The organism is Patiriisocius sp. Uisw_047, assembly GCF_047730165.1.
Classification (GTDB): domain Bacteria; phylum Bacteroidota; class Bacteroidia; order Flavobacteriales; family Flavobacteriaceae; genus Patiriisocius.
Map to the genome: position 1 here is coordinate 1776989 of NZ_CP159834.1, position 25732 is coordinate 1802720.

Here is a 25732-nt window from a genome sequence, read left to right on the forward strand (position 1 = left end):
CCTTGAAACTATTTGTATTATTTTTGATTTATGAAGTTATTTGTAATTGCTTATTGTACTTCGCTCCTATTTTTTTCTCGGACTTAAATTCCGAAGAAAATGAAAGACAATCCTCCTTAGTGGATATGGCAATCTATCATTCCGAGCTTGACTACGAAATTAGATACGCTACTAAAAACAAATTGATTAGCGGGCAATTATACGATTGTGCAAAATGCCTACTCCAACCTGAAGTTGCAAAAGTCGTCTCAAAAGCCAAATTTAAAGATTTGGCGGTCTTCGCAAATACACACAAACATATCGGAAAGCCTGTAATAGCTATTTTTTATATACGGCGTTACCTAGCGTATTTTCTTTTTATTTTTCTCCATTTTCGCTTGTTTATTTCCACGAAAATCAGTCCGTTTTTTCCACGAGTTCCGTAAAGCGCAAATGTTTGTTCAGTCGGCTTGTGAAGGGTTATTTTTTCAATAATTTCCAATTTTATAGAATTCCATTGTTCCGAACTATCAATCGGATATTCGTTTATTACAATTAGTGGTATATCTGGAATAGTTGATTTACAGCGTATAATAACTTAGGTATTAGTCGAGCTATGCGAAATTCTAACTCCGTTATCGTTTAGTGAGTCTTTTTGAGTCGGCTTAAAATTCAGATATTCGTATGCCTGATTCTCAATATATTCTTTTAAGGTGGTTTGCCCGTCTAGCTCAGTCCATTCCGTCATAATTTCCTGCGCATTGATATTCAATCCGATTAAGATTATTACTATGGAAATCGGTTTTTTCATATGGTAGGTAACGTTCCTTGTATGGTGTCGTAGCATCCCGAAGGGTGCTATGCACTATGCACATTGTTGTGGCTAGTTTTTCTTTCTAATAATTTTCACAATTCGGTTAATTGTAATTTCCGATAAATTCCATTCATAACCTTCAAAATCCGTAGTGTTGATAAATTGAACAACTACGGCATCAATATCTTTATGGTATTCTGTAAGACTTTGATAACCAACAACCAAACCTCCATGGTTATATTCATATAGATAGATTTCCTTTTCTCCCTCGTCAAATACCGAACCATCGTTTAACGCTCGCAAAAATATACCCACATCTTCTGCTGTAGCCAACATCCCATATTCACGAGCTTTAAAATCTTCCTCATATCCCACATAATATCCACTCATGACATCATCTAAATTGACTTCAGTAATCGAAAAAAAGGTGTTTTTTAGCTCTAGGGGAATCAATATTTTCTCTTTGATATATTGATTGTGGCTATGCCCTAAAACATCATCCATTATCCTACGAAGCAATAAATAATTCGTGTTTGAATATTTATATCCTCCATTAGGTTTAATAATAGCTGGTAGGTCGAGAGCAAAATCTAAGGCATTTTTGCCATTTCCCTGTTCGTTTTCCCAATACGCTGGATTATCTGTGAAATTTGGAATACCGGAACGGTGTTGAATCATCATCCTCAAGGTAATTTTTTCAGCATTTTCAATTCTGCTTCTAAGTTCTGGAATATAATCAGCGAGTGTTTTATCAAAAGACAAACGCTTTTCTTTGACCAATTTAGTAGCTGCTACAGCGGTATATAACTTGCTAATACTGGCAATTTTGAACAATGATTTTGGGTCTGATGGTATTTTATTCTCTCTATCTTTCCAACCACCTGTGTAATATTCTGGTGGTTTTCCTGCTTGGTCCACATAAACAATCATGCCATCAAAACCGTGACCAATTGCTTCATCTACTTGTTCTTGAACAGTATCAGGTAGCGGCAGAATCCAAGCCTTTACCAAAATCCATGGCACGAAAAACATGGAAATTGCCGTTCCAATGAACAAAATGATTCTGATTATTAAGGTCTTTTTTTTCTTAGTCATAAAATACTTGAACGACAGTTTTTTCAATTAGCCACAACGGTCTAGTATAAGAATAGTAGCGGATTTTCACACACTAACTTTTCGGTTAAGCACAGACCTTTTTTATATTTACTTACTTTAGTTTTAGCGATTAAACCGCTATTATTTTTATACCGTGTTGGCGGTAGTTTTTATTCAACATTCAGATTCTGGTTATCTACAATAAAATCAAAAGATAAATCTGACAAACTTTTTCCGTTCACAGTAGCTCCCCAGGGGCCATGACCTCTGCCTTCTAATGGATAATAAATAAAATCAACTTCATTTGTTTCACATATAGTTTTTAAATCTCCCGCACTACTAAAAGGTACGGTGGTGTCTTCTGTTCCATGAGCTATAAACATAGCTGGGTCATTTGAGTCAAACCTTTGGTGTCCATAAATTGATTCAAGTATTTCTAAAGATACCTTGGAGCCCCAAAAGTCTAAAATTGTTTGTACTTCATACGTTGTAGAAAGATTCGTTGTTGATAGAGTGTTATCTTCACTTAAGCTGATTTCATCTTTATAATCACCCAACTCTGATACACCTAGACCTATTGATGTAATTGCTCCCGCTGAACCGCCACCAACAGTAATGTAATCCGTATCGATGTGATAATTATCGGCGTTGGCAATAATCCAACGTAAAGCCGCTTTAGCATCTCTGTGAGCAGGGTACAAAGCAAGAAGCTGACCGAGTTCTGCCGGCTCAACATTAGTAGTGACATCTATCCATTCTTGTGGAATTGTTCCCATATCACCTCTAAGCCTGTAGTCAATTGAAAATACAACAAAGCCTCTAGAGGCGTAATAATTTGACATATCTACTAATACTTCCTGTTGTTTTGAACCACCAGAAAATCCGCCACCGTGAATTAACATTAATAAAGGGCGATTTTGCAAATCATTATCTGGAACATAAGAGTCCATTAATAACGAAACTACAGAGGTATTGGCACTGTTCCAACTATCATGACTAAGTCCTTCAGCGTAAGTAATGTCTTCCGTAATATTTACTTCATAGGTAGTATTCAACTTGACTGTTGGTACAGAAATTACAGGTATATTTATGTTATCATTATCTTTATCACATGATATCAAATACACCATAATTAGTAAACTTGCAAAAACCTTATTCATTATAATTTTATTCTTAAAACTTTATTCTTAGACTCTTGAAATCATCTAAGGTTTAATATAATTAACGTTGTTGTGTATGGTTAGTTGCGTGTTTCAAGCACCTGATTTAGCAAATAATTACTGAATAGAAAGTCCGCGAGGACTTTCGTAAGTAAGCTAGAACAAGCAATAAATTACATACGGTGTTGTCTTTAGTTCTTTTCAACTTTCTAATTCCTCATTAATGTATAAAAAATTAATTCTTCTTGTATTTCTTATTAATCATCTTTCTTTTCCAATTTTCCCCAAAGAAATCAAAAATGTTAAGAAAAGCAGCTCCCAGAGCAAGCGCATAAAAAATCAGCATATAAAAAAATAAAAACCAGCCTTCTGAATCAGAATCAAAAAGCGCAAGAATAAAGAATCCAACCAAGCTTAATATAGCTAGCGCAATAAATCCATAAAACCCTTTTACATTTTGAATATATTCTTCTTCTTTTCTAATTTGTTCTATTTCTTCTTTCTTATCCGAATCGGTAATATTGGTTTCAAAGACAGATGCCAAAGATTTTAATGATTCTAAACCAGCATTTTCTCCGTTTTCTATTCGTTGAATAGTTCTTATACTTAACCCGCTCATTTCTGCTAATTGTTCTTGAGACCAATGTCGCTCTAATCTCATTTTTTTAATATCTCTTAAATTAATTGTATTAGCATCCATTATTATTTTGCTTTTAATATTATTTATTATGCAAAGCTAATTAATAAGCTCTTGCTGGTGCTGTAAGCATTGAGACATAGTCATGACACCAATACGACAGTAACATGACACAAGTACTTACTGTAAAACAAAAAAGCGCTACATATAATTAAAATCCGATAATCACTAAATTTTATGTCGATTCTCAGTTCGCGTTTGAATGTAATATACCACAATTATTTTCAATTTTTTTTTTTAAAAATGACTTTGAACTAAAGTCTGAACTTTGTGGTTTAGCAATATTTTTAGCATTAAAGACAACGGTCTTGTGTATGGTTAGTTGCGTGGTTAAGCAACTAATTTAGCAAATAAATGACGGATAGAATATTCCGCAGGAATGTTCGTAAGTCGGCAGTGACCAAGCAATTAATTATACACGTTGTTGGCAAATCATTTTTTTATTTTTCATTTAGATTTAAATTCAATCGTGATTTCAGTCCTGTATTAAATCCGATTACACCGCATACGAACGGTGTTGTGAGAGGCCGCACTCTGTTAGTTTCTAGAGCCATCATGCGATTGGCAAATCGTTTTTTAATCCTCGTCGTATTTGTAAACTATTTCTTTCAATATATCGTTCTCAAATTTAAAAATGAAAAGTGTTGTATGTTTCAAATTACCAATTGTAATTGAATTAGCTTTTAATTCTGTTTTTACTATATTTTCAAGGATTCCTTTTTTTTCCCCAATAGTAATAGTGTCTAAAAATTTAAAACGCGAATTATTTATCTTGGCTGAAACTATTATTTCCCAATTTGATTCTCGATAAAAGTGAATTTTAGTTTTGTCAAAAATTAGTGTTTTACTAGTATCAGCAACTGTTTTGTTGTGTGTGTTAATTTCAGGTTTTCCTTCTCCTTCAAATATCGGATTAAAAGCTATTCTATATAAGTCGGATTTCAATAGCATTAGTAAGCTATCATTTTCAATGTATTGTTCTGTAAAAACAGTTTCCTCAATCTTATTTTTCGATTCAAATTTTTGAGTTTCGTTTTGTTTACAGGAAATTAATAAGATTATAATTCCGACGGAAGTGAGTAGTCGTGTTTTCATAGGCTTGCTAACGATTGGTGTTTCTAGATTTTTTAGTATAATTTCCTCATCAAATCCACCTTTTTTGAAGGTTTAGGGATTTGCTTTATACTCCCTTTAAATGGCTCTCTTACTAATTCAAATTCATCAGTTTCTCCGATGAGATGAAAAATATAGCAATGTTCTTTATAGGTGCGTTCCTGACCGCTTGATAATGAATGGTCTAATTTTCCATTTATTTTAATCTCAATAGAAGTGTTCATCTCTAAATTGCAGAGCTTGAAATTCTCCCTTTTTGGTTCACCAATCTCATAATAATCATAAAGAAGATGAAGTTCTATTTGGTTATCCACTTTCTTTAATTGAAATATTTCGAATTTCACCTTCCCAACAAGATTGAAATATTGGACTTGTTTTAAGGCTTTAATCTCTGATTCAGAATTAAAATCATTCAAGATGATAAGGTCACAATTTAAGAGGTCTGTATTATAGTCAGATTTAGATAAAATCAATTTTCCGTCTTTCAAGTAGGCAGATTTAGAATTGAGTTCGGTCTTCCATGCTGTTATTTCTTTTCTGTCTGAAAACGACTTCAGATTCTTATGATACTGGACGTAATTATGATATACTTGAAGTATTAATTTTGATTTTTTTGCTTTAGTGATTTCTTTTTTCATTTCTTATTGCCGGCACTATTATAATGCTTTTAATGGTGTTTTAAAATTTTACATATTCAGTTTCAGTATTATTGTTAGCCCATTTAATTTTTAGAGTGTCATTTTCAGTTGATGTAATTATTTCTTTATGACTTTTATCTTTGTAAAAAACGGTGATTTCGTTTTTATCTAATAGATAGGGAATATCACTATCACTTTCAAAATCCACCACATTAAATGATTTAGCACTTAGTCTAAAATCAGCAAATGGGGCAGTTGGGTCTTGAGTCCAAGTTCCGAATACTTTTGTGGTGTGAATTACTAAATTCTTAAATATTATTTTTACTGATGGTTCAATACTTTCAATTTTTCTTTTGCCAGAGTCATATACATCCATTAAATCTGTTTTCGATTCGGTCTCTAGGCCTAAAATTAGAGCCTTATTTTTCTTCTCATTTTTACATGAAAAATTATTTAGAACTAGAATCGAAATTATAATGTATGTTATTTTTTTTCGCATTATGCAAAAAGTGATTATCTGTTTTTTATTCCAAAATTTATAGACATTACTAGGGGTTTTAATAAAGAAGACTTTTAATTATTACAAGTTATGTTGGTATAATGATCTCCATACGCTTTATCTGAAGGTATTGTTTTTTTGATAAAATTATAGTCATCTCCTAGCACTTCTAATACATTATCTCCTTCCCATTTATCTCTTCCTCCATCAATAGAGTGCGCGTAATAATAATAAATTATATTTATAGTATTTGCTAAATAGACTTCTTCATTTGGTTTTATATCAAAGAACCCTTTGGTTTCCCATTCACCATCTGTTTTTCTACTGGCTAGAGCTAACTGTATTTCTTTATAACACTTATTTTTAAATTTTAGTTTAAAAAATTGATCTTCAATAGGGTCATTAACAGAGTTTACTTTTTTTGATTTTACAATTTCCCCGTTTTCAAACAGGAATTTATACTTTTCACCATCGTCAATAGTGTATTGATACCATTCTCCTTCTTTTTCATCATCTACAAATTCACCTTTAAACCTTAGTTCTCCATTCTCATAATACTCTACATAATTGCCGTTATAATCGCTAGAGTTATCTTCAGTATATTTTTTTTCTAATTGACCGTTTGAAAAATAGAAAGACCATTCTCCGTCTTTGTAGTCATCTTTGTATGCGCCTTTTTCCTTTAATTCTCCATTTTCATAATAGAAAGACCATTCTCCTTCTTTGTCATTATCTTTGTATTCACCTTTTTCCTTTAGTTTCCCATTTTCATAATAACTTTCATAATGACCCGTAAAACCGATATATTCCTCTTTAGTATAATATTTTTTTAATTGGCCGTTTGAATAATAATTCCAATAGGTCGTCCAGTTTCCTACTTCTCCATTATTACCTTTTTCAGATGGGGAACCATTTTCTAAATATTCTTCATATAAGCCAATTTCATTACCATCTAGAAAGGTGGTATTGCTTTTTAGTTGCCCATTATCGTAATACGCTTTGTGTATGCCAACTTCCTCTCCTTTAATAAATTCTCCTATTCGTTTAAGTTGCCCATTTTCATAATATTCCTTACTTACGCCATGGTATTTGCCATCTAGCAAATTAGATTCCTCTTTTAGTATAAATTTATAAGGGTCATCAGTCGCGTAATAATTGTTCCGTATCGCTTTACCTATAGCAATCTCTTCATTATACTTATTAATTCCTAATTTTTCACTTATAACAATGACCCCATTGGGCAGATATGCTTTATATACACCCGTTCTAATGGTTTCGTCGTATTTGCCATCAAAAAAATAAACACTTTTATAGGTTCCTTCCTCTTTTAATTCTCCGGTTCCCCAAAACGTTTGAAAAGGACCATCTTTATAGCCATTTTTATATGTGGCATAGTCATCTAATTGTCCTTTTTTATTGTAACTCCAATATTCTCCTTCTAGCTCTCCATTTTTCATAGTTCCTTTTTCTGAAAGCGTACCATCCTGGTAATATTCAATAAAAGAACCGTGCTCTATGGTATTATCATAGTTTTTAATAGATTTTAATTGTCCGTTTTCATAGTATTCTTTATGCTCTTGAGCATTTGAAACGTTTATGGATAATACTATTATTAAGAATAAAAATATATTTTTCATAGTTGTGATTGATTCAAGTTTGTTTAGCAATGGTATTGTTTTATGTTTGTTATCGGTTAGTTTTGAGGGATAAATTTTTAATCATCAAACCAATAATTTTGTTTGTAATGCGGATAGGGTAAATCGTCAGGGCTTTTGTATATAAACTCACTTTTTTCTTCTCCCGTAAGCCAATCAACCCAACCCCATTTGCCGTTTTTCTTAACCGCAAGTTTTGAAACACCATCGGTATCAAAACGTTTGTAATCATCATATTTACAAGCTACAGTTTGTTTGGCCTGCTCATCATAACTCCAGTAAGAGAGGTAAAATCCTACTTTTCCGTTGTTATATACGGCAGTGTACTTTCCATTAAAGGGATAAAAATTTAAGCTGTCGTATTGCATGGGTATTAACTCTTTTTCCTCCATGTTCATATCCAAAAACTGATACATTCCCCACTTTTTAGTTTTTTTACTTCGTGCTTTTAAAGCACCATCTCCGTTGTTTGGATCAAAAATTACAAGGTCAGCCTTCAATTTTGTTTTTGCTAGTTTGAAGGTTTCTACCATCCAACTTTCCATTTTAATTAAAGGAACTTCGTCAGGTGTGTCAAAAATTGGGTCTACTATATAAAATCCTTCAAACCAATCGATTAAACCCCATTTTTCACTCTCCTTAATGAGAACAAAATCTTCACTATCGACCTTTTTATGGATGATTTTATCAAATTTACAATTCACTCTATCGGCAGCGTCTTCAATTTCATAAGGAAGTAAAAGAACTCCGTATTTATCCTTTTGTTTTACGATTTGAAAGCGATCCTCTGTTCCAAAAAAGCTTAGTGAATCGAATTTAGGGGCAATCACTTCTTCATAAGAAAAATCGTCAATTTCCATTCCTGTAGAAATAGTGTAGAGGCCCCATTTTTTTGTGCTTTTCATTTTTGCCAAAACCATTTCTTCGCCATGGTAATCTTTAAAGATTATCTCCTTGGCTTTCATTTTTTTTCGGATTTCTTTTTTTGATATTTCTTGAGAGAAACAGGTTATAGTAAAAAGTAGTATCAGGTGTAGTAAAAATATTTTTCTCATAGTTTTTTTAATGTTTGCCAACGTTTAGTGTATGGGCTGTGGCGTGTTCAGTCACAGACCAATATCAAAAGGGTACTTTTCATTGGAAAATCCGAAGGATTTTTCAAGTAGGGTAGGACAAGCCATAGCTTATACACCTTGTTAGCACACGTTCTTTATTTTTTAAGTCAGATTGACACGCTTTCTGGCTCGTACTTTTTATTAAGTATCCAATATAGTCATAACCATTTAAAGTCCGTTACGGTATTCCGTAGTACGTTTCTCCTCTGGTATTCGATCAGATTAAAATCGGTTGAGAAGTAGAGAGGTTCAGTCTTACATTTTAACAATAAAAAAAACCCGAATCCATTCCGTCGTTTTTATCCGTCAGAGTAAAATCCGGCGCAATGATTTTCAGTTCTAGTTAAGTTTTTCTTTTTCTCCTAAAAACCGAAAAAAAATCCGATTGGATTTCTGCAATTTTAGGCTTGGTAAACTGTGTGCTAACGTTTAGTGTATGGGCTGTGGCGTGTTCAGTCACAGACCAATATCAAAAGGGTACTTTTCATTGGAAAATCCGAAGGATTTTTCAAGTAGGGTAGGACAAGCCATAGCTTATACACCTTGTTAGCACACGTTCTTTATTTTTTAAGTCAGATTGACACGCTTTCTGGCTCGTACTTTTTATTAAGTATCCAATATAGTCATAACCATTTAAAGTCCGTTACGGTATTCCGTAGTACGTTTCTCCTCTGGTATTCGATCAGATTAAAATCGGTTGAGAAGTAGAGAGGTTCAGTCTTACATTTTAACAATAAAAAAAACCCGAATCCATTCCGTCGTTTTTATCCGTCAGAGTAAAATCCGGCGCAATGATTTTCAGTTCTAGTTAAGTTTTTCTTTTTCTCCTAAAAACCGAAAAAAAATCCGATTGGATTTCTGCAATTTTAGGCTTGGTAAACTGTGTGCTAACAATGGTATATAGAACATATGTTCTATATATTTCGAATATAGCGTGTATTTAATATATGGTCGATATCTCTTTAGAATAGTCTTAACCATCTAAGGCGTCTTTGTTTTCTTAAAATTGTTCAGCAGAATATGCAAGGGTATCTACTGTTTTCAATTGTCGAAATCCACTAAAATCGAAGTTAAAGGTTATTTTTCAAGCAATCAATACGTAGTTATACCTATTTTTTAGTAAAACTATTAAAAATTGAAGAGGTGTTGCTGTGGTTTTTCGTAATGTGATTTTTTGAAGGATGCAACAATGAATGTTTTGTTTTAGAAATTATTACGTTGGATATTAGTAAACAACGCTTAGAGTTTGTTTTTTTACAAAGTAAAAAAGCGTTTGGTATGAAACCAAACGCGATTAATGAACTCAGAAAAGTAGTAAGATATTTCTCTGTGTTTTTATATTTTTCTCTTAAACTTTTAGGTTCAAATTCTTATTGAATAGGTACAGAATTTGCTGTTATATGTTTTTAGAGAGGGTTTACTTCTTACTTCTTTGATAATATGTTATTATACTAGCTTTAGCTATTGTATTATTCCATAAGTAATATCCAACTACAGCAGGGTTTGTACTTTCATTGAGTCCAAGTTTGTCTGTTTTAGAAGCGTAAACTGTAATTATATATTGATGTAAACCGTGACCTTCTGGAGGGCAAGGTCCACCATATCCATTGGCTCCATAATCTGTAATGCTTTGAATAACCCCTTCAGGTGCTAGGTTTAGTTTTGTATTTCCAGCTCCAGAAACTAATTCTTTAGTGTTTACAGGTATGTCAAATACAACCCAATGCCACCATCCGCTTCCAGTAGGGGCATCTGGATCGTACATAGTCACAGCAAAACTTTTAGTTCCTGCAGGTGCATTTTTCCAAGATAATTGTGGAGATTGATTTTCTCCAGTACAGCCAAATCCGTTAAATTCCTCATGGATAGTGGCTTCTCCACCCAAATCATTACTTGACAAGGTAAATGTGTTTTGGGCAAATACTGTACTAGATAAGGTGATTAGTAACCCTATAATAAAATTTGATTTTTTCATAATGTTTGTTTTTTAGTTTGGGAACAAAATTATGAGAGATAGTAGTAAATCTTGTGTTTGATACAGTTCAAAAAGTATTGATAATAGTTCAGCTTGATTGATACTGTTTTGGGGTGATTCCGAATTTCATCTTAAAAGCCTGAATGAAATTTGATAAATTTTCATATCCAATTTCCTCATAGATGTCAGATGGTCTTTTTGATTTATTTTTTAGTAAGAATGCCGAATGTTCAAGTCTTTTCTCTTGAAACCATTTGCTTGGAGAGCTATGAAAGTGCTTTTCAAATTGTCTTTTGAATGTTGAAACACTCATATTCGATAGAAATGAAAGTTCTTTTATAGTTAGTTTATTTAACTGATTACTCTCTATTGTCTGAATAAATCTTTGACTGTTGTTGTCACTATTGTTAATTATAGAATATAAAAAGTCTACCCCGTTAAATTCAACGAGATATAGCATTATTTCCTCAAACTTAGCATCTAAAATATTTTTTTGAATTGCTGTTGAAAGTTTAGAAATATCTAAAAGACTATCCGAAAATCTCTTTATAAATGAATCATAATTAAATGAATACGTAGAATACAGTGTGCTTGATTCTGTTGGATTAAGTTCAAACTTTCTTATGAATTTTAAAACATCTTCGTTAGAGAAAAAGAATAGAATACTTCTATAGTAATCTGCAATGTTAGAAAGCTTTTCAGTCATTAAACAATGTCCAGACTTCATCAATAGGAATTGAGAATTATCTATTGCAAAGGAAGAATTATCAAAAAAAACTTCTTTTTTTCCTTCTTGAAGAAAACTAAATGTGTTTTTATTCAGTAAGATTTTTTGCTTTGAGATTTCTTTAGAGCTTTCATAATCATACACAGAGATAGAGAGAGAAGAATTCAAATTTAGTTCATCCGGTAATGTAATTATCTTCATCGGGTTTTAATTGTCTCTAAGTGCTTGTGTATTGTTAGTGGCTTGTCTAAGCCATCTAATTTAGCAAATAAAAATCGAATAAAAAATCCACTTTGAATGTTTGCAAGTAGGCGAGAAGAACCTAATAATTATACACCTTGTTAATTGAAGTTTTTGTCAGTAAACTATTGCTAATCAAGCTATAAGTTCTCTTCCTTAATGTAAAGATCTTTCCTTAGTAGATAAGTAATATTATCTATTTTAATTTTTTTGATTCTTTAATTGCTAAATAAAAACCTATGCCAAAAAGAAGAGTTATGAGTCCCGCAAAATATGGTATTATTTCAATCATTTTTTGTGTTGTTAATTAGTTTTAGATAAATTCCAAATGCTAATATTGAAGGAACCCATAGTCCAATAAAATTTCCGTCTGCTTTTTCACCTTGGAAATAGAGAAACTCGGAAAATATCAACGATAACATAGCAGCAACAAATAGTAGTTTGTCTGTGGTTGTAAATTTTTTAAGCATGGTTTTGTTATTTTTACTTTTTTAAAAGTACTCATTTTATTTCAGAGTTCTATTGTCATTTCAGATTTTGTTCTTGTAGTATCGCTCAAATTAATCGTTTTATTAAAGAACCCAATAGGGTGAGAAATAGCTAATGTTAAAGTGTTGCTAACAGTAACTGTTTATAGTCGGTTAATTTATTGACGCAAAAAAGAGACTCTGAAATGAGCTATGACTATAATGATGTTTTTTTGCGAAATAATAACTTTTCTATAAGTTCTTATTTGATCAATTTGATATTTGAGAATACGTGGAATAAGAAATATAATTACTTTAAGCTATTCAACTATTGTTCCTTAGAATTAATCACAGCGCATAGTATCTTGCGTGAGCATATCTAAGGAGCCCATGCATTATGCGTTTTGTTGTAAAACGTTTATTTAAATTCCTAACTATTTTCTTATTTTTTCACCTCGATTAAATACCAATTTGAAGATGTAAATAAGGTAGAGTGAATTCTCTAGGGTAAGCGACAGTCATTAATCTGCAATAAATATTGATTCGTAGCCAACAAACTTGTACTCATTGTCTAACAGCTTAAAATAAAGTAAATATCCTGAAGGAGTGGGATCGATACTTACAACATAAAGGTTTTTTAGATTACCATATTTGTTTGTAAAATTCTCTTCGAGAAAGCCATTTATATACTTCCCATCATACAGGATAATTTTTGAAGTAGGCCGTTTACAAAAACGTTTAAAAATGTTTGTAAATTTTTCTTTATCAATAACTTCATTTTTGGAATCGCCTGAGAAAATAGGGTAATCTATACTTTCATTTATAAGCTCATCATTGTTTCGGTTAGTACATAGATTTTCCCAGAATGAATTAAAGCTCAATGTTTTTTGAATTTGAATTGTTGCATTATCAGTTGGCTCTATACTATCGCCCGCTGAAGTATAATTACCCGAATCACTAGAAGCTATAGATGTAGCTATGTACGTTGTATCATTAGTATAATAAATAGTGGCTTTTTTACCATTTAATGCCACATGGTCATCATACACAAAACCTGAAATAGTTATCGTATCACCAATATTATTTATAAGACGATAGTCACTCGGTAAATCTCCAGATTTATCATCTTCGTGAACTAATAGAGTTCCTTCTATTTTTGAAGCATTATTGGCCTTTATTGCTTCCTCCGTGTTAATCCGACCATATTCACCATAAATAGTTTTACTATTTATGTGAAGATCAAATTCTTGTAATGTTTGCTCTACATTAAAATTCACAACTATTTTTTTACCAATTAATTTTCTAATTTCACTAAAACTATCTCCTTGAAAATCATAATATTCAAAACTCATTGTATTGTCATCTATATCTACATATAAGTACTCTCTCCCCCAGAAATCAGATTCTTCCATAGATTTTAAAATTCCGACTATAGGACTTTTAACAATTTTAGCAATTTTTGCAACTTCTTCTTCTTCTTCTTCTTCTTTTTCTATTTTGCTTTCACTGTCAGTTTGCTTTTCTTTAGTATTCGAACAGGAAAAGGTGAATATTAATATAAAAAGGGTAATCAGATATGCTTGTTTTGTCATAGTTGTTTTTCTTTTATCTGTGGGCTTACTTTGTTATAGATTAAATGATATTCTTGGCTATAAAAAGCCGCCTAGCTCGTAAGGTTAATCCTATTATTTGATAACTGTTTTTTGGTCTGTTTTGATATAATTAAGTTTGATATTTTTTTGATTTTCACCTTTTACACATCCACTTGCAATTTCCTTTTCTTCAGTAGTAATGCTTTGTTTTGATACTCTTGTTTGTTTAAAAAACACCTCAAGTTTTTTCTGTAATTGGCTAGATCAAGTAATAAATTATTCAAGGTGCTAGCACCAGGCCTTATTCGCATTCTGTTTCAATATAATCTTCTTTTTGCACATTATATTCAAGACATTTTTGTTCAATGAAAACCATTTCATTATTTATCACTTTATAAGTTTTAGTTGTTAGAATTTTACCTGCACAACATTGATTATGTTCATTAATAAGTTTGGATTCATTGTCAAATTCTAATGAAGATCCACTAAAAGAGCTTACTTTATATTTTTCAGATTCTGAATTTCTTAAAATGTAGATGCTAGATGTATTTGCACCAGCGTAACTAGACTCAAAAACAGAAAAATCCTTAAGACCGTCAAAGTTATAATCTCCGATACTAAGGTTGTCTATTCCAAATAATTGACAATCTAATTTTATGGTCTGTATTAATTTGTCTGTCATTTTTTGAAATATCTTAACACCTGTTATACGTGCATAATAATTTTCTTTTTCTTTCGTAATTATGGTTTTAAAATAATGTTCTTTAGTAGAATTGGATTGAATTAGTTCTTTAGATTTCCATTCAACATTATCGCCAGAATCAATGTCAAAATCTTTGTTTAATGAAATTTGATAATTTTTTGACTTGTCAGCACTTACCCATTTCCCTTCAATCGTTTTATTATTTTCATTGAAATCATTGAAAGTTAAAGTAGCAAAATTGTTTTCAGCACTATCTTTTTCAAAAAGGTTTAATTCACCATTTTTTAAATTTCCATTTATTGTGATAGGAGTATCAAATTTGTCGTAAACGTAGTAGGCAAGATAATCTCCATTGCTATTATCATACATTATTAACTGTATTGGATGTTTTCCTAAATTGCCAGAATAACTAGATTGACTTTTTACAGTAATTGAAGCTAGTATTAGTAATAATAAAAGTGTTATTCTCATTTTTTGTCAAATTGGTGCTAACGGTTAGGTATATGGAAAGTTGCGATTTTGTCAGCGTTGAATTTCCGCAAGAAGTTCGATTAGAGTTGACAAATAATGAGCCAACCTTATTAAGGTTCCAAAGTAACTATTTTACAGATACGATGGTGATTAATGTTAATAATTTTGAAATAAACAATTTTTTAACTAAAATATTGAGAAATTATTATTTTGAATTAGTTATTTTGCGCTTTTGCTATTCAGTTTTCGTTATTGTTTATATTTTGCTTCTCTCGAGATTTTGGCCTTTTCGTTAGAATGCTAGAACCAGGAATAAATTATATATAGTGTTCGCAATTGTTTTTTTAATCATTACTTATAAAGCACAAGTCTTAACATTAATGTTACTGTTCATTTTTCAAATATACAAAACCAGTTTTTCCGGATTTAAAAGTGACTTCAGCACGTTTATAATCGTCAACTTCATATTCGTCTGCACTGATTAAATCTTCATCAGTCACTTCAAATAGCGTTCCTTCAACAAAATCTGTTTCATTTCCTGTGCATTCAAGAATTGGATGAATGTCAGTTCCACTTGATTCAATAACTTTTGGATCGGTTATTTTTATTTTTGAAATGACGTATTTTTCTAATCTATCTTTGTTTCCGGTTAATACTCTTCCAAAAGTATCTCGTTGTACATTTTCAAGTTGAAGAGTTCCGTAAGAAAATAATTTTTCCATATTTACTATTTATAGTAAGTTTTATTTTTTATAATCTGTAGTTCAAATAATTACTAACGTATAATGTAAGAAATTTAAGCTAGGGGATAAGCAGTACTATTTGGATTAAACTAAAGCCAGATTTTTTATAATATTTTTGTTCTTTCTATTTTAAAAGCCAAATTTAAAAATTTGGTGGTCTTCGCAATTAAACAGAAACCTAAGGTTTTGCACAAATACCTTATGTTTTTATACCTTGTTAGTAACTTTTTATTGTCTTTCCACTTTAAATATACATTTATAATTTAATGTTAAACCCATATACTTTCCGCTTAATTTCATTTGCCAAAAAATCGAAGCGTCACTAAACTCAAAAGATTGTAATCCATTTCTTTTTGGGAATAGAAATTTTAAACTAGGACTTGATTTAAAGTCTGATAATTTTAGTTTTTCTGAAGTGTAAAGGGTTTCGGTGTATGTCGAAGATGATGTCCCTCTATTGTCCATTACTTTTTCGATTATTTCATAGTATATATAAGGGTTCATTAAATTGAATTCCCTCGTTTTTAAGATCTTACAAACAAAAGAATTTTCATCTTTTAAAGTTTCCATTGAAATAGTACCTAAAGTGTTTTTAATATATTTGGTCATCAGGTGTATTAATAGAACTACAGAAGCAATTCCCAATATTGTATACCAAATACTAAATTCTGGTATTATATAAGCACACGAACTGCCAAGTATTAAAAATGCTATAATAGAAACAATTAAATTAGGCTGCATTGTAAAGTCTGTTTTTGTTTCAGCAACTTGGTATTTGAGGTTTAAATTTTCTATTTCAAAATATTCAGAAGTTTTAATAGTATAATTAGAAGTTACAAATGACTTTACTTTAGAGAATAAATTTCTTTCTAGTTTTTTGATATCATCTCTGTTAACATCTATATGTATTTCAAGGATATAAGAAAAACTTACGTTTTTTCCAAGATAAGAATTTATCTCAAAATTAGATGAATCAAAAGTAAGTGGGATTCTATAAGATTTGTTTTTTGTTAAAATTGTATTCTGTTTTATTTCTAACGAAAAAATTTCTTTTTTATAACTAGACATTCTACCTCTTGCCTCTAAAAAAACAACTCCTTTAATGTTGTCAAAGGCAATTGTTTCAGAAGAATTTATCGTTAAATACCCTGAGATAATTTTGCCATTATTGACTTTGTCAATAAATATTTCTTTTTCTAGTGTAGCTTTTTTCATTGGTAATTCACGTAAAGGTGATTGATTATTCCTCTGTAATTATCTCCAAAATTTTTGATTAATGTTTTTACGTCATTAGAACAAATGACGCTAGGTTCAAAGTTTCTATGCGAGGCAAGCCTTAATCTTTTGTTTAATACTTCGCGAAGTATTTCTTCATTAATTCCTTTAAATTTAATGGATTGGTTATTTTTTCGAGCTAAAAAACAATCAAATTTTCTAGACCAATGCGTAGTGTAAATAACCACTTTTTTTTCTTTAAATATCTTTACTCTATCAAAAAAATTAAGGTGATGAATACTATCAATAAAAATTATGTTTGCTTTATTGTTTATTATGTCTGTAATTGAAGATTTATGGTTTAATAAAAAGATAGGATATTCTTCCATTTGTTTTTGAAGATAAACTAAATGAGTAGTTTTTCCTCTCCCTTGCTTGCCTATAAATTCTATTGCAAGAGAATCAGAATTATTTATCTTATGGATAATATTATCTAAACTAAATTTAGGAACTAGAATTTCTCCAATATCATCTTCTAGTATCCCTGAAAATGGATTGTATTTAAAATTTTTATTCAATACGCATTGTTTTATAAAATTTGCTAGTGGTTGTTTTATGGCATGTATCCCAAAGGTAGACACCATAAACATTTAAAGAGAATGTATTGCTTCACTTCAATTGAATTTTTTTTTTAAAAGACCAAACTCTTATAGTCAGTTAAACGAACTGAACTATCGCTAGACCAATAATATAAATCCCGATAATTGATGTATCATCCACATTTTGATTGGCCCAGTTCTTTAAACCGGGTATTAGAATTGTAATTAGAAATACAAGTCCAATTATTGAAGGTATAGAGCGTAATATTTTTAGCGAAAATCTCATTGTCAAAATTATGCATAGCGCTGTTGTATATGATTGCTTACATGTTTTAAGCCCCTAGTTTAGTAAATACAAACCGAATAAAAAATCAGCAGGGATTTTCGGATTAAGCTAGAACTAGCAATAAATTAATTACTGTGTTAGCAATGGTATACAATCCTTTTTATACAATCCCGATTCGCGAATCATCAGTCTACGTTTTTCAATAAAAAGTCGGCAATCTCAGGGAGGTGAATAATAATATCTTTAATTACCTTAGGGTCCCTCAAATCGGTACGAATACCAGGTATCAGACTCAATTCGGGTTTATCGAAATCTGCACAGCCCATTGCCCAATTTGAGAAGAGACGTCTATCGACAGAAGCATCAAGCATTATTTTAATTTTGTTATGGCGTGGATCATTAAGTATCCGTGTTAAAAGATCGCCAACAGTCTCTGACTCGCCCTCAAAAACCTGAAGAAAATTCCCTTTTCGATGCATAAGAACACCAGTGATGTTATCTATTTTGTTGAATGCGCGTGCATCATGAAGTAGGTTCAGTAAGTCTCGTTTACTGAATTGCTCCAACGATTGACTAGTGTAAGCGATGCGACGAAGTTTCATGATTAATAATATTTTTGGGTTTTTAACTCCTAATCTTTAACAAAAATAGGGTCGCCTATTTGACTTAGAATTTTGCTGAGAAAACTTTTACTTCCTTTTTTTCCTCGGCATTAATTGCTAATTGACGTGCTAACAATGTTATCTTATCTTCTAATTCTTTATATGATGGTTTATCTTTCATATCAAATTATCGATTAGTCTTTTACTATAATTGGAGCTACCGTATTTGCGCATGGGTAAGCAACTAATTTAGCAACTAAGTTACAGATAGGATATTCCACAGGAATTTTCTTAAGTCTCCAGTGACCCGGCAATTATTTATTCACTGTGTTAGCCACCGGCTGTATTTAGTTCTAAAATTTCGAATGGTTTTCTCCATCAATTTTATAGTTCGTTTTTTGTTCCATTCCTCTCGTCACATAGCCAGCTACATTTTCACTCCTTTGTTTTCCACTTTCTTTATAATCAACGTGAATAAAACAATCTCTAGTGATTCTAACCCAAACAGTTTTGCTTTCATTCGGTTCTAATTTTGCAATACTTTCCGTTTCGCATCCAGCAATATTTATTTCAGTCAGCCTATGTTCAGTGTCATTCGTGAATGTTATTCGCATATTTCCAGTGAGCACAACCGCAAACTAAGCATAAATATCTAGGTTTAATGATTCTATCCCCTTATTTTTGCTTTGCTATGAAACTTACGCTTAAAGAGGGCTTTTTTATTTCTAGACCAAGATTCTGGATGTACGTCCTAGGAACTTTTTTGGTCGGTGTTATTTCTTCAGGAAATATTTTTTTGTATGATAATTCCACAACCTTTCTTTTAATTGCGTTTGGAATATTTTTTTCGCTACCAGCAAATGTACTTATCTATGGTGTTAATGACATTTATGACTATCAAACGGATATTTTTAATGACAAAAAGATAAAGTACGAATCTGTATTAAGCCTCGAAAAGCATAAAAGCCTGTGGTATTTTATCTTTTTTCTTATAATTCCTTTTTTACCCTTAATTTTTAGTATTAATATACCCGCTGTAATAGCATTGTTCGTTTTCTTGTTTACGGGAGTATTTTATTCAGCAACACCTATAAGAGCTAAAAGCAAACCGCCTTTAGATGTTCTGTTTTCAGCAATTATATATGTATCACCAGCCCTAGTTGGCTTTTTTATTACAGGAAACACAAATATCTCTTGGCCAGCGGTGCTGGCAGCGCTTATATGGGCATTTGGTATGCAAACGTATTCAGCAGTACCAGATATTATAGCAGACAGAAAGGCTGGCGTTAACACACTTGCAACTGTGCTTGGGGAGAAAAAAGCATTATTTTTTTGTTTTGCTGCATATTTGATTTCTGCATCTATTGGATATCTCTATATTGGTTTTATCTCAATAGTTTTTGGTTTTATTTATTGTGCGATTGTTCTGCTAAGTATTTATAATTTTTCAAAACTATTTAAATACTACACCTACTTCCCGCTTATAAACGTAAGCGCTGGAGCCGTATTATTCTTCTATCTTTTTTTTAAAGAGATTTTGTAGAAGAGTTTATAAAGACGTTAATGGTTTCGAGGTTTTAATTTTTTGTATCCGTTTATAGACAAGTTCTGCAGAGATTAAGCAAATAGGCATCCCAATGCCTGGACTCGTACCGGCCCCTACATAATATAAGTTTTTTACCTTTTTACTATAGTTTAAAGGTCTTTTCAGTGTTTGTTTTAATGTATGCGCTAATCCTAAAGCAGTGCCTTTATAAGCATTATAATCTCTTCGAAAATCATCACTCCAATAAGACCGTTCGTAAACAATATAGTCTTCTATTTCCGGTAGTTTTAAATCTGTTTTCACTAGATTAAGAATCTTTTGTCGGTAGCTTTTCATTTCTTCTTCGGAAAGCGTTAAACCCGGAGGAATTGGCACAAGAACATATAAACTGTCCGTCCCTGGCGGTGCTAAGTCTGGATCTGTTTCCGTAGGTTTACAGATATAATAACTAGGATCTTCTGGGAGCTGCGGTGTATCAAACAATTCTTTAAAATTTTGTTTCCAGTCTCCGCCAAACCGCAGATTATGATGACTGAGAATGTCTAATTCTCTGTCTAAGCCTAAATACATTATAAAGGCACTAGGGCTCAACACAGCCTTTTCCCAATAGCGTTCAGGATAGGTTTGTTGCTTCTTTTCAAGTAGTTTCGTTTCTGTAAACCATAAATCTGCGTTAGAAATCACCAAATCTGCTTCTATGATTGTTCCGTTTTCTAATTGTACCCCAGCGGCTTTTTTATTTTTAACTATTATTTTAGACACAGGTGCGCTAGTCAAAAATGAAACGCCGTGTTTTTTATTAATATTCACTAAGGCTTTTACAATTTCATAAATACCACCTTTAGGATAATATACTCCCATATTAAAATCTATGGCATTCATAATATTATACATTGCAGGGGTTTTGGCAGGATCAGATCCTAAGAACACCAAGGTGTATTCTAATATTTTTTTTACTCGCTCACTTTTAAACCATTTATTTAAATAAGATTGCATCGTCTGAAACGGATTGAGCTCTATTCCTTTTTTAATCACATCCCATTTTAGAAAATCTAATGAAAATCCAAGATTTCTGTACATAAAAGTATCCTTAGCCATTTTATATTGATCGCCAGAGCGTTTGAGATACTCTTTTATCCTAGGCGTAATACCAGGCTCTAATTGTTCAAACAGCGGTAAATCTTTTTCTAAATCAGAGTGAATATCAACTACGGGTAATTCTTTATCATTAGAGAAAAAGACGCGATAAGAAGGAGAGAGTTTAACCAACTTTAAATGCTCGGAAATATCTTCATCCAAAACTTTAAAATAATGTTCAAATACATCAGGCATTAGGTACCAAGAAGGTCCCATATCAAACGTGTAGCCTTTCGCTTCAAAAATATTAGCACGCCCGCCAAGGGTTGCATTTTTTTCAATGACTGTCACATCATAACCAGACTTTCCTAACATTGCAGCGGATCCTAAACCCCCAATTCCGGAACCTATAATAATCACTTTCTTATTCATCATTGTAAAAATAGTGAAGCTTAGAACAGTTTGAAATTATTTAAGAAGGAATTATGAGTTTGTTACTATTTTAAAAGAGTGTATTCTAATTGTAGTAAATAATAGCTTTAAAATTTCCCTCTAACTATCGGCTTGTCAATGAATTTCCTGTTTATATTGCATTTACCGATCTTCAAAGGGAATGTTTGCAACTCGTTAGATTATTAGATGTTCTAATAAACAGTTAATTCCTTCTCTAGGGATTATTTTGCTTGCGGGTACCGTTTTTATATATGAAACGTAGCGTGTAAAAAGACACTGCCTTTTTGGAGCAGAACAGAGCTGGAATTTTTTATTTTTAACGTATCTATTTTTACGGATTCGTGTATTGTTAGTTGCGGAAAATTAGCTGTGATTTTCTAACTATATAAAATGTAATTAATTCAAGTGAATTTCCCGGGAGTCAATTTTGAAGTAATTAAGGATACAGATTGTTATCTGCTTTAAGCTTAACAGATATTCTGCTAGTGTTCTTCTTGTAAATGGATCATAACTTAGAGGTTACCTTGCATTTGATCTAAGGTTCTACAACTGTCATCTAGCTCAAGAGACCATGGGTAACTTTATTTCCCATATTATAATAGTTCTATCATCTCCTGCAGAAATCAAATAATTATTGTAGATACTCCAAATTAATTTATTTACAGAAAAGAGGTGCCCGTCATATTTTTCTTTGTTAATCACTTTTAATAGTTGGAATGTTTTCGAATCCCAAATTTTTAATGTTTTGTCACGACTAGCCGTAGCAAATAAGTTAGATTCGGGGCTGTATGCAATATCGTAAATCGCCCAATCATGAGCAGGAATTGATTTCAGTTTCTTATAATGGCCAACTTGCCAGATGTTTAAGTAACCATCTCTGCCCCCTGTTAAAAGGAGTTTCCCATCAGGACTGAAGCGCACAACATTTGACGAAAGCCGATGTCCAACAAAGGACTTTTTTTCCAGTAATGTTTTTAGGTCAAAAATACGAATGTTGCAATCTCCTGAAGCAACAGCTATTTCAGAAGTCTCATAATTAAAATCAATATCACGTACTTTTTCATTACATAGTTTTTCAATCTTGATTAAGGCGAAGGTGTCAAGTGAGCAAATTGCAAAGTTACCGTCTCCTCCTGCTGTATAAATGCAATTGGTTTCAATAGAATACCTGATATTAAAAATCTGCGAAGTATGGTTTTTAAGAATTTTTATCTCTTCTTTTTTTTCTAAATCTAATATATGAACATTGCCATCTGAAGTTCCTGCCAGTAATAATTGCTTTTCGGGAATGTGACAAATAGAATATAAAACGGTAGGATAACTGGCTACGAACTTTTCGTCTTGAAATGTTTTTAAATTCCATTGAGCGATTATCTTATCACCACTACCAGAGAAAATAAGATGTTCAACTGTTCCTTTATCTAAAGCATATATTGAGTCGCTATGACCTGTGAGTGTCGCTATTTTATTTACCTCAATTCTCATTTATGTAGAAGATTTTTTATATCGGTGTACTTGCTCTTATGGTGTCTAACGTGTTTGAATAAGATTAGTTGCGTATTTTGACTAGCTAATTGAGCAAATACAAACCGAATAGAAAATCTGATAGGATATTAGTAGGTAAGCTATAGCTAGCAATTAATTTATACGGTGTTAGGTAAAGTGTTTTTTTCATATTTATTATGGATTATTATTATTGCTAATCCAAACAGGACAGCTGCTACAATTAAAATTGTACTTATTAATCCGCTTACTCCGAATGACATACGGATTAAAATGGTTGAAACTACAAATCCAGAATTCCTAATTATTTTGTGAAATTTATCGGTGTAAAAGAAGGAAATTAACAGAAGAACGACATCCACTAATATCAGTACGGTAAAAAATTCATCAAAGAATAAATTATTAATTGTTTCAAAACTAGGCAGGTCATTAGAAGCAATAGAAACATCTGAAGTCCAATTAAAAAGTGTAACTAAAGCCATTACAATAAAAATCGGAACCAGAACCACGGCAATTATTTTCTTTCTACGTATAAAGCTTTCAATTTTTAGTTTATTCTCCTTTTGTTGCATTGCTTTTTGCATTCCTTGTTTTTGAAACTGAAAAATAAGATAGAAAAGAATAATTGAAGCCAAGATATCATAGGTGAATTGCAGATCTCCTTTTATTTCAAACCAATCTGATGACAATTCAATAGCAGATAAATCTTTAAATAATTTTCGGATAATTATAAGGGTTATAATTTCATACTGTTTAGTTATGTAGTTGGTAAATGACTTTGGTAAGTAATAGATTAATAAGTAAACTTCATAAACAAGTATAAATGAAAATGGGGTATAAATTGCCGATATCGGGTTTTTAAACAATTCCGACTCTAAAGACAAATTTAAAATACCGAATTTTGATAAGTAAATTAAAATTAAGTGGATGAAAAAGCCAAATAACGCAACATAGAGTATTGTTTTTTCAATCCGCCTTTTGGCGTACTCAGATAGAAAAATTTGGTAAAGTTTATTTAATAAATTCATATTCTATTAAGTCTGAAATATTTTGAATAACGTTTAATATAAGAGCATTAGCGGACAAATGCACCTATCTATTGTATAGCAAGATACTTAATTAAAAGCAATAGCGGTTTGAGATTACTCCCAAACCGCTATTGCTCTTATACATTGTTGTGTGCCGTTTTTGTTTTTTTATTTAAGTTTTTTCAGTTTTCTGGAAAATAGGTTTTCCTTTTAATGCTTGTACTAGCGTTGTAGCTGCTAGAAGTCCGTAGAATATTGAAATTATAATTGTTGCTTTTGTGTTTTTAAAGATAAAGAATGATAGTATAGGAAGTATTTGTAAAGCGTGCATTCCTATGAAGTGAGATACTCTTAAATCACCTACCGTTTTACTCCAACCTACAATAAACCAGTTAGAATTATCATTGATTGCTCCTACGCTGTGGTTCATTCGTGAACCCATTAAAGCACCTTCAAAAGAAAAAACTACAAAAATGAGTATTCCAAAACGAATCGCCCAAATATAGTAATTTGGTAAATCAGGAAATGTCTGTGTAAAAAACAATAAGCCAATGTATGCAGTATAAAGTGTTACAATTGTAGCTGCTAAACCCATTAATGAATACAACATTGAATACGTGGCTGTACTTATATTGAAATGAGACATCTGACCTTGTGAGGCTTGATAAGTGATATATAAAAGTTCAAAGCCAAACAAAATAATAACTACCCAGTTAAAAGGTGTTTCATTAAAATTTGACAAATAATGACAATACCAAGCCATTGTCCAAGCAAATAAACCTATTGAAACAGCAAATTTTAAGGGCTTAAACCAAGCGTTTACTCCGTGAACTTGAGTAGTTGCAAGTTTGGTTAAAACGATAAATAGTATTGAAAGCGATAAGCAGAACAAACCAAAATAAAATAAGAATTCGTTCCGAATTTTTAATTCCCCAATAAAATTTAATATTTCTTCAATCATTACCTTATGATTTTTTGTCAAGCGTAAACTTCGGAACAAAATAATTTAAGCAATAGAGCATTGCTCCGTATGTGAAAATGAGTGTAGGCATATTGGTGTTAAATCCTAAATCAAACTCTGGAATTCCAAATAAATCTCTAAAAGATTTTGTGGCAATTAGTAGCATAAAAATAATTCCATAAGTGAAAACAGTAATAATTGCAATTTTATTTTTTGTAGTTCTAATAATTCCTTTTTTTGCTTCTTCTTTAAAGAAATACCATAGAGCACCAACACTAAATACGGCTTCTATTAAAATGGCTAAATAAGGATTAGATGCATACAACCCAAGACCAGCTTCCATTGTTTCTGCCCCAAAAATGTGGTGCATATGACCGGAAAAGAAATCTAAAATAAAATGGATTGATACTAGAGCCACACTTACTAAGCCTATTTTGGTGTTTTTGAATAGCAGTTTCCCAATTAAGAAAACAATTGCCAACCAAAACAATTGCGGTAATAAATCATGGCTGTATAACATATCTACCACCATATTACTTAAAGTGGCATCAAAGGCATCACTCGGATTGGTTGGTTCAAGACCTAAATAGTGAAAGGTAAACCACAAAAAATCTTGTAATTGAGATATAATTAAAAAATAAAGTAATGTTCCTTTTGGGAATTTTTGTTTTGCTATTAATGCCGTCGTAAAATGTCCTGCTAACATAATTTCTGTATTTTTGCTTTCAATTCGATAGCAAAATTAGCAATTACTATCGTATTAATAGTAATAATTTGTA

23 protein-coding genes are annotated in these 25732 nt (G+C 31.6%); 1 reads left to right on the top strand and 22 read right to left on the bottom strand.

The window, feature by feature from the left end:
* Positions 1–862: 862 nt before the first annotated feature.
* The 17 genes from ABXT71_RS07835 to ABXT71_RS07915 all read right to left on the bottom strand — a co-directional run bounded on the left by ABXT71_RS07835 (position 863) and on the right by ABXT71_RS07915 (position 18999).
* Positions 863–1888, bottom strand: coding sequence for a serine hydrolase domain-containing protein (locus ABXT71_RS07835; protein WP_415370772.1), 1026 nt, complete (start codon positions 1886–1888; stop codon positions 863–865).
* Between the two features lie 170 nt (positions 1889–2058).
* Positions 2059–3048, bottom strand: coding sequence for a prolyl oligopeptidase family serine peptidase (locus ABXT71_RS07840; RefSeq protein WP_415370773.1), 990 nt, complete (start codon positions 3046–3048; stop codon positions 2059–2061).
* Between the two features lie 235 nt (positions 3049–3283).
* Positions 3284–3748 carry a helix-turn-helix domain-containing protein gene (locus ABXT71_RS07845; protein ID WP_415370774.1) on the bottom strand — a complete coding sequence of 155 codons (465 nt, stop codon included), beginning with the start codon at positions 3746–3748 and terminating at the stop codon, positions 3284–3286.
* Positions 3749–4321: 573 nt separating this feature from the next.
* Positions 4322–4840: a hypothetical protein gene (locus ABXT71_RS07850; protein ID WP_415370775.1), complete on the bottom strand. Its 519-nt coding sequence runs from the start codon at positions 4838–4840 to the stop codon at positions 4322–4324.
* Positions 4841–4872: 32 nt separating this feature from the next.
* Positions 4873–5496 (bottom strand): hypothetical protein, encoded by a 624-nt coding sequence (locus ABXT71_RS07855; RefSeq protein WP_415370776.1) that lies wholly within the window; start codon positions 5494–5496, stop codon positions 4873–4875.
* 40 nt (positions 5497–5536) lie between these two features.
* Entirely contained in the window at positions 5537–5872 is a 336-nt protein-coding gene (locus ABXT71_RS07860) for a hypothetical protein (protein ID WP_415370777.1), read from the bottom strand.
* A gap of 197 nt (positions 5873–6069) precedes the next feature.
* Positions 6070–7632: a hypothetical protein gene (locus ABXT71_RS07865; protein ID WP_415370778.1), complete on the bottom strand. Its 1563-nt coding sequence runs from the start codon at positions 7630–7632 to the stop codon at positions 6070–6072.
* Positions 7633–7709: 77 nt separating this feature from the next.
* On the bottom strand, positions 7710–8705 hold the full coding sequence (locus tag ABXT71_RS07870) for a WG repeat-containing protein (RefSeq protein WP_415370779.1): 996 nt from the start codon (positions 8703–8705) through the stop codon (positions 7710–7712).
* Positions 8706–10182: 1477 nt separating this feature from the next.
* Positions 10183–10740, bottom strand: coding sequence for a YbhB/YbcL family Raf kinase inhibitor-like protein (locus tag ABXT71_RS07875; protein ID WP_415370780.1), 558 nt, complete (start codon positions 10738–10740; stop codon positions 10183–10185).
* Between the two features lie 88 nt (positions 10741–10828).
* The gene (locus ABXT71_RS07880) at positions 10829–11668 is read right to left on the bottom strand and encodes a helix-turn-helix domain-containing protein (protein ID WP_415370781.1); all 840 of its coding nucleotides are present in this window, start codon (positions 11666–11668) and stop codon (positions 10829–10831) included.
* Between the two features lie 1027 nt (positions 11669–12695).
* Positions 12696–13766 (bottom strand): hypothetical protein, encoded by a 1071-nt coding sequence (locus ABXT71_RS07885; RefSeq protein WP_415370782.1) that lies wholly within the window; start codon positions 13764–13766, stop codon positions 12696–12698.
* Between the two features lie 301 nt (positions 13767–14067).
* Positions 14068–14940 carry an XAC2610-related protein gene (locus ABXT71_RS07890; protein ID WP_415370783.1) on the bottom strand — a complete coding sequence of 291 codons (873 nt, stop codon included), beginning with the start codon at positions 14938–14940 and terminating at the stop codon, positions 14068–14070.
* 383 nt (positions 14941–15323) lie between these two features.
* A complete protein-coding gene (locus ABXT71_RS07895; RefSeq protein ID WP_415370784.1) occupies positions 15324–15662 on the bottom strand; it encodes a gamma-glutamylcyclotransferase family protein in 339 nt (112 codons plus the stop codon).
* Positions 15663–15911: 249 nt separating this feature from the next.
* Positions 15912–16898: a hypothetical protein gene (locus tag ABXT71_RS07900; protein WP_415370785.1), complete on the bottom strand. Its 987-nt coding sequence runs from the start codon at positions 16896–16898 to the stop codon at positions 15912–15914.
* Entirely contained in the window at positions 16895–17476 is a 582-nt protein-coding gene (locus ABXT71_RS07905) for a hypothetical protein (RefSeq protein WP_415370786.1), read from the bottom strand. Before ABXT71_RS07905 ends, ABXT71_RS07900 begins: the two co-directional genes overlap by 4 nt.
* A gap of 492 nt (positions 17477–17968) precedes the next feature.
* Positions 17969–18385, bottom strand: coding sequence for a BLUF domain-containing protein (locus ABXT71_RS07910; RefSeq protein WP_415370787.1), 417 nt, complete (start codon positions 18383–18385; stop codon positions 17969–17971).
* Between the two features lie 353 nt (positions 18386–18738).
* Complete coding sequence (locus ABXT71_RS07915) at positions 18739–18999, bottom strand: hypothetical protein (protein ID WP_415370788.1); 261 nt, start codon at positions 18997–18999, stop codon at positions 18739–18741.
* 77 nt (positions 19000–19076) lie between these two features.
* Here ABXT71_RS07915 and ABXT71_RS07920 point away from each other — a divergent pair, with 77 nt between their 5' ends.
* The gene (locus tag ABXT71_RS07920; RefSeq protein ID WP_415370789.1) at positions 19077–19928 is read left to right on the top strand and encodes a UbiA family prenyltransferase; all 852 of its coding nucleotides are present in this window, start codon (positions 19077–19079) and stop codon (positions 19926–19928) included.
* A gap of 6 nt (positions 19929–19934) precedes the next feature.
* On the opposite strand, the gene ABXT71_RS07925 is transcribed toward ABXT71_RS07920, so the two are convergent.
* The 5 genes from ABXT71_RS07925 to ABXT71_RS07945 all read right to left on the bottom strand — a co-directional run bounded on the left by ABXT71_RS07925 (position 19935) and on the right by ABXT71_RS07945 (position 25659).
* The gene (locus tag ABXT71_RS07925) at positions 19935–21443 is read right to left on the bottom strand and encodes a phytoene desaturase family protein (protein ID WP_415370790.1); all 1509 of its coding nucleotides are present in this window, start codon (positions 21441–21443) and stop codon (positions 19935–19937) included.
* A gap of 579 nt (positions 21444–22022) precedes the next feature.
* A complete protein-coding gene (locus ABXT71_RS07930; RefSeq protein WP_415370791.1) occupies positions 22023–22946 on the bottom strand; it encodes a WD40 repeat domain-containing protein in 924 nt (307 codons plus the stop codon).
* 158 nt (positions 22947–23104) lie between these two features.
* Positions 23105–23992, bottom strand: coding sequence for a hypothetical protein (locus ABXT71_RS07935; protein ID WP_415370792.1), 888 nt, complete (start codon positions 23990–23992; stop codon positions 23105–23107).
* A 172-nt stretch (positions 23993–24164) separates the two neighbouring features.
* Positions 24165–24953 carry a hypothetical protein gene (locus ABXT71_RS07940; protein ID WP_415370793.1) on the bottom strand — a complete coding sequence of 263 codons (789 nt, stop codon included), beginning with the start codon at positions 24951–24953 and terminating at the stop codon, positions 24165–24167.
* Between the two features lie 4 nt (positions 24954–24957).
* Positions 24958–25659: a hypothetical protein gene (locus tag ABXT71_RS07945; protein ID WP_415370794.1), complete on the bottom strand. Its 702-nt coding sequence runs from the start codon at positions 25657–25659 to the stop codon at positions 24958–24960.
* Between the last annotated feature and the right edge of the window lie 73 nt (positions 25660–25732).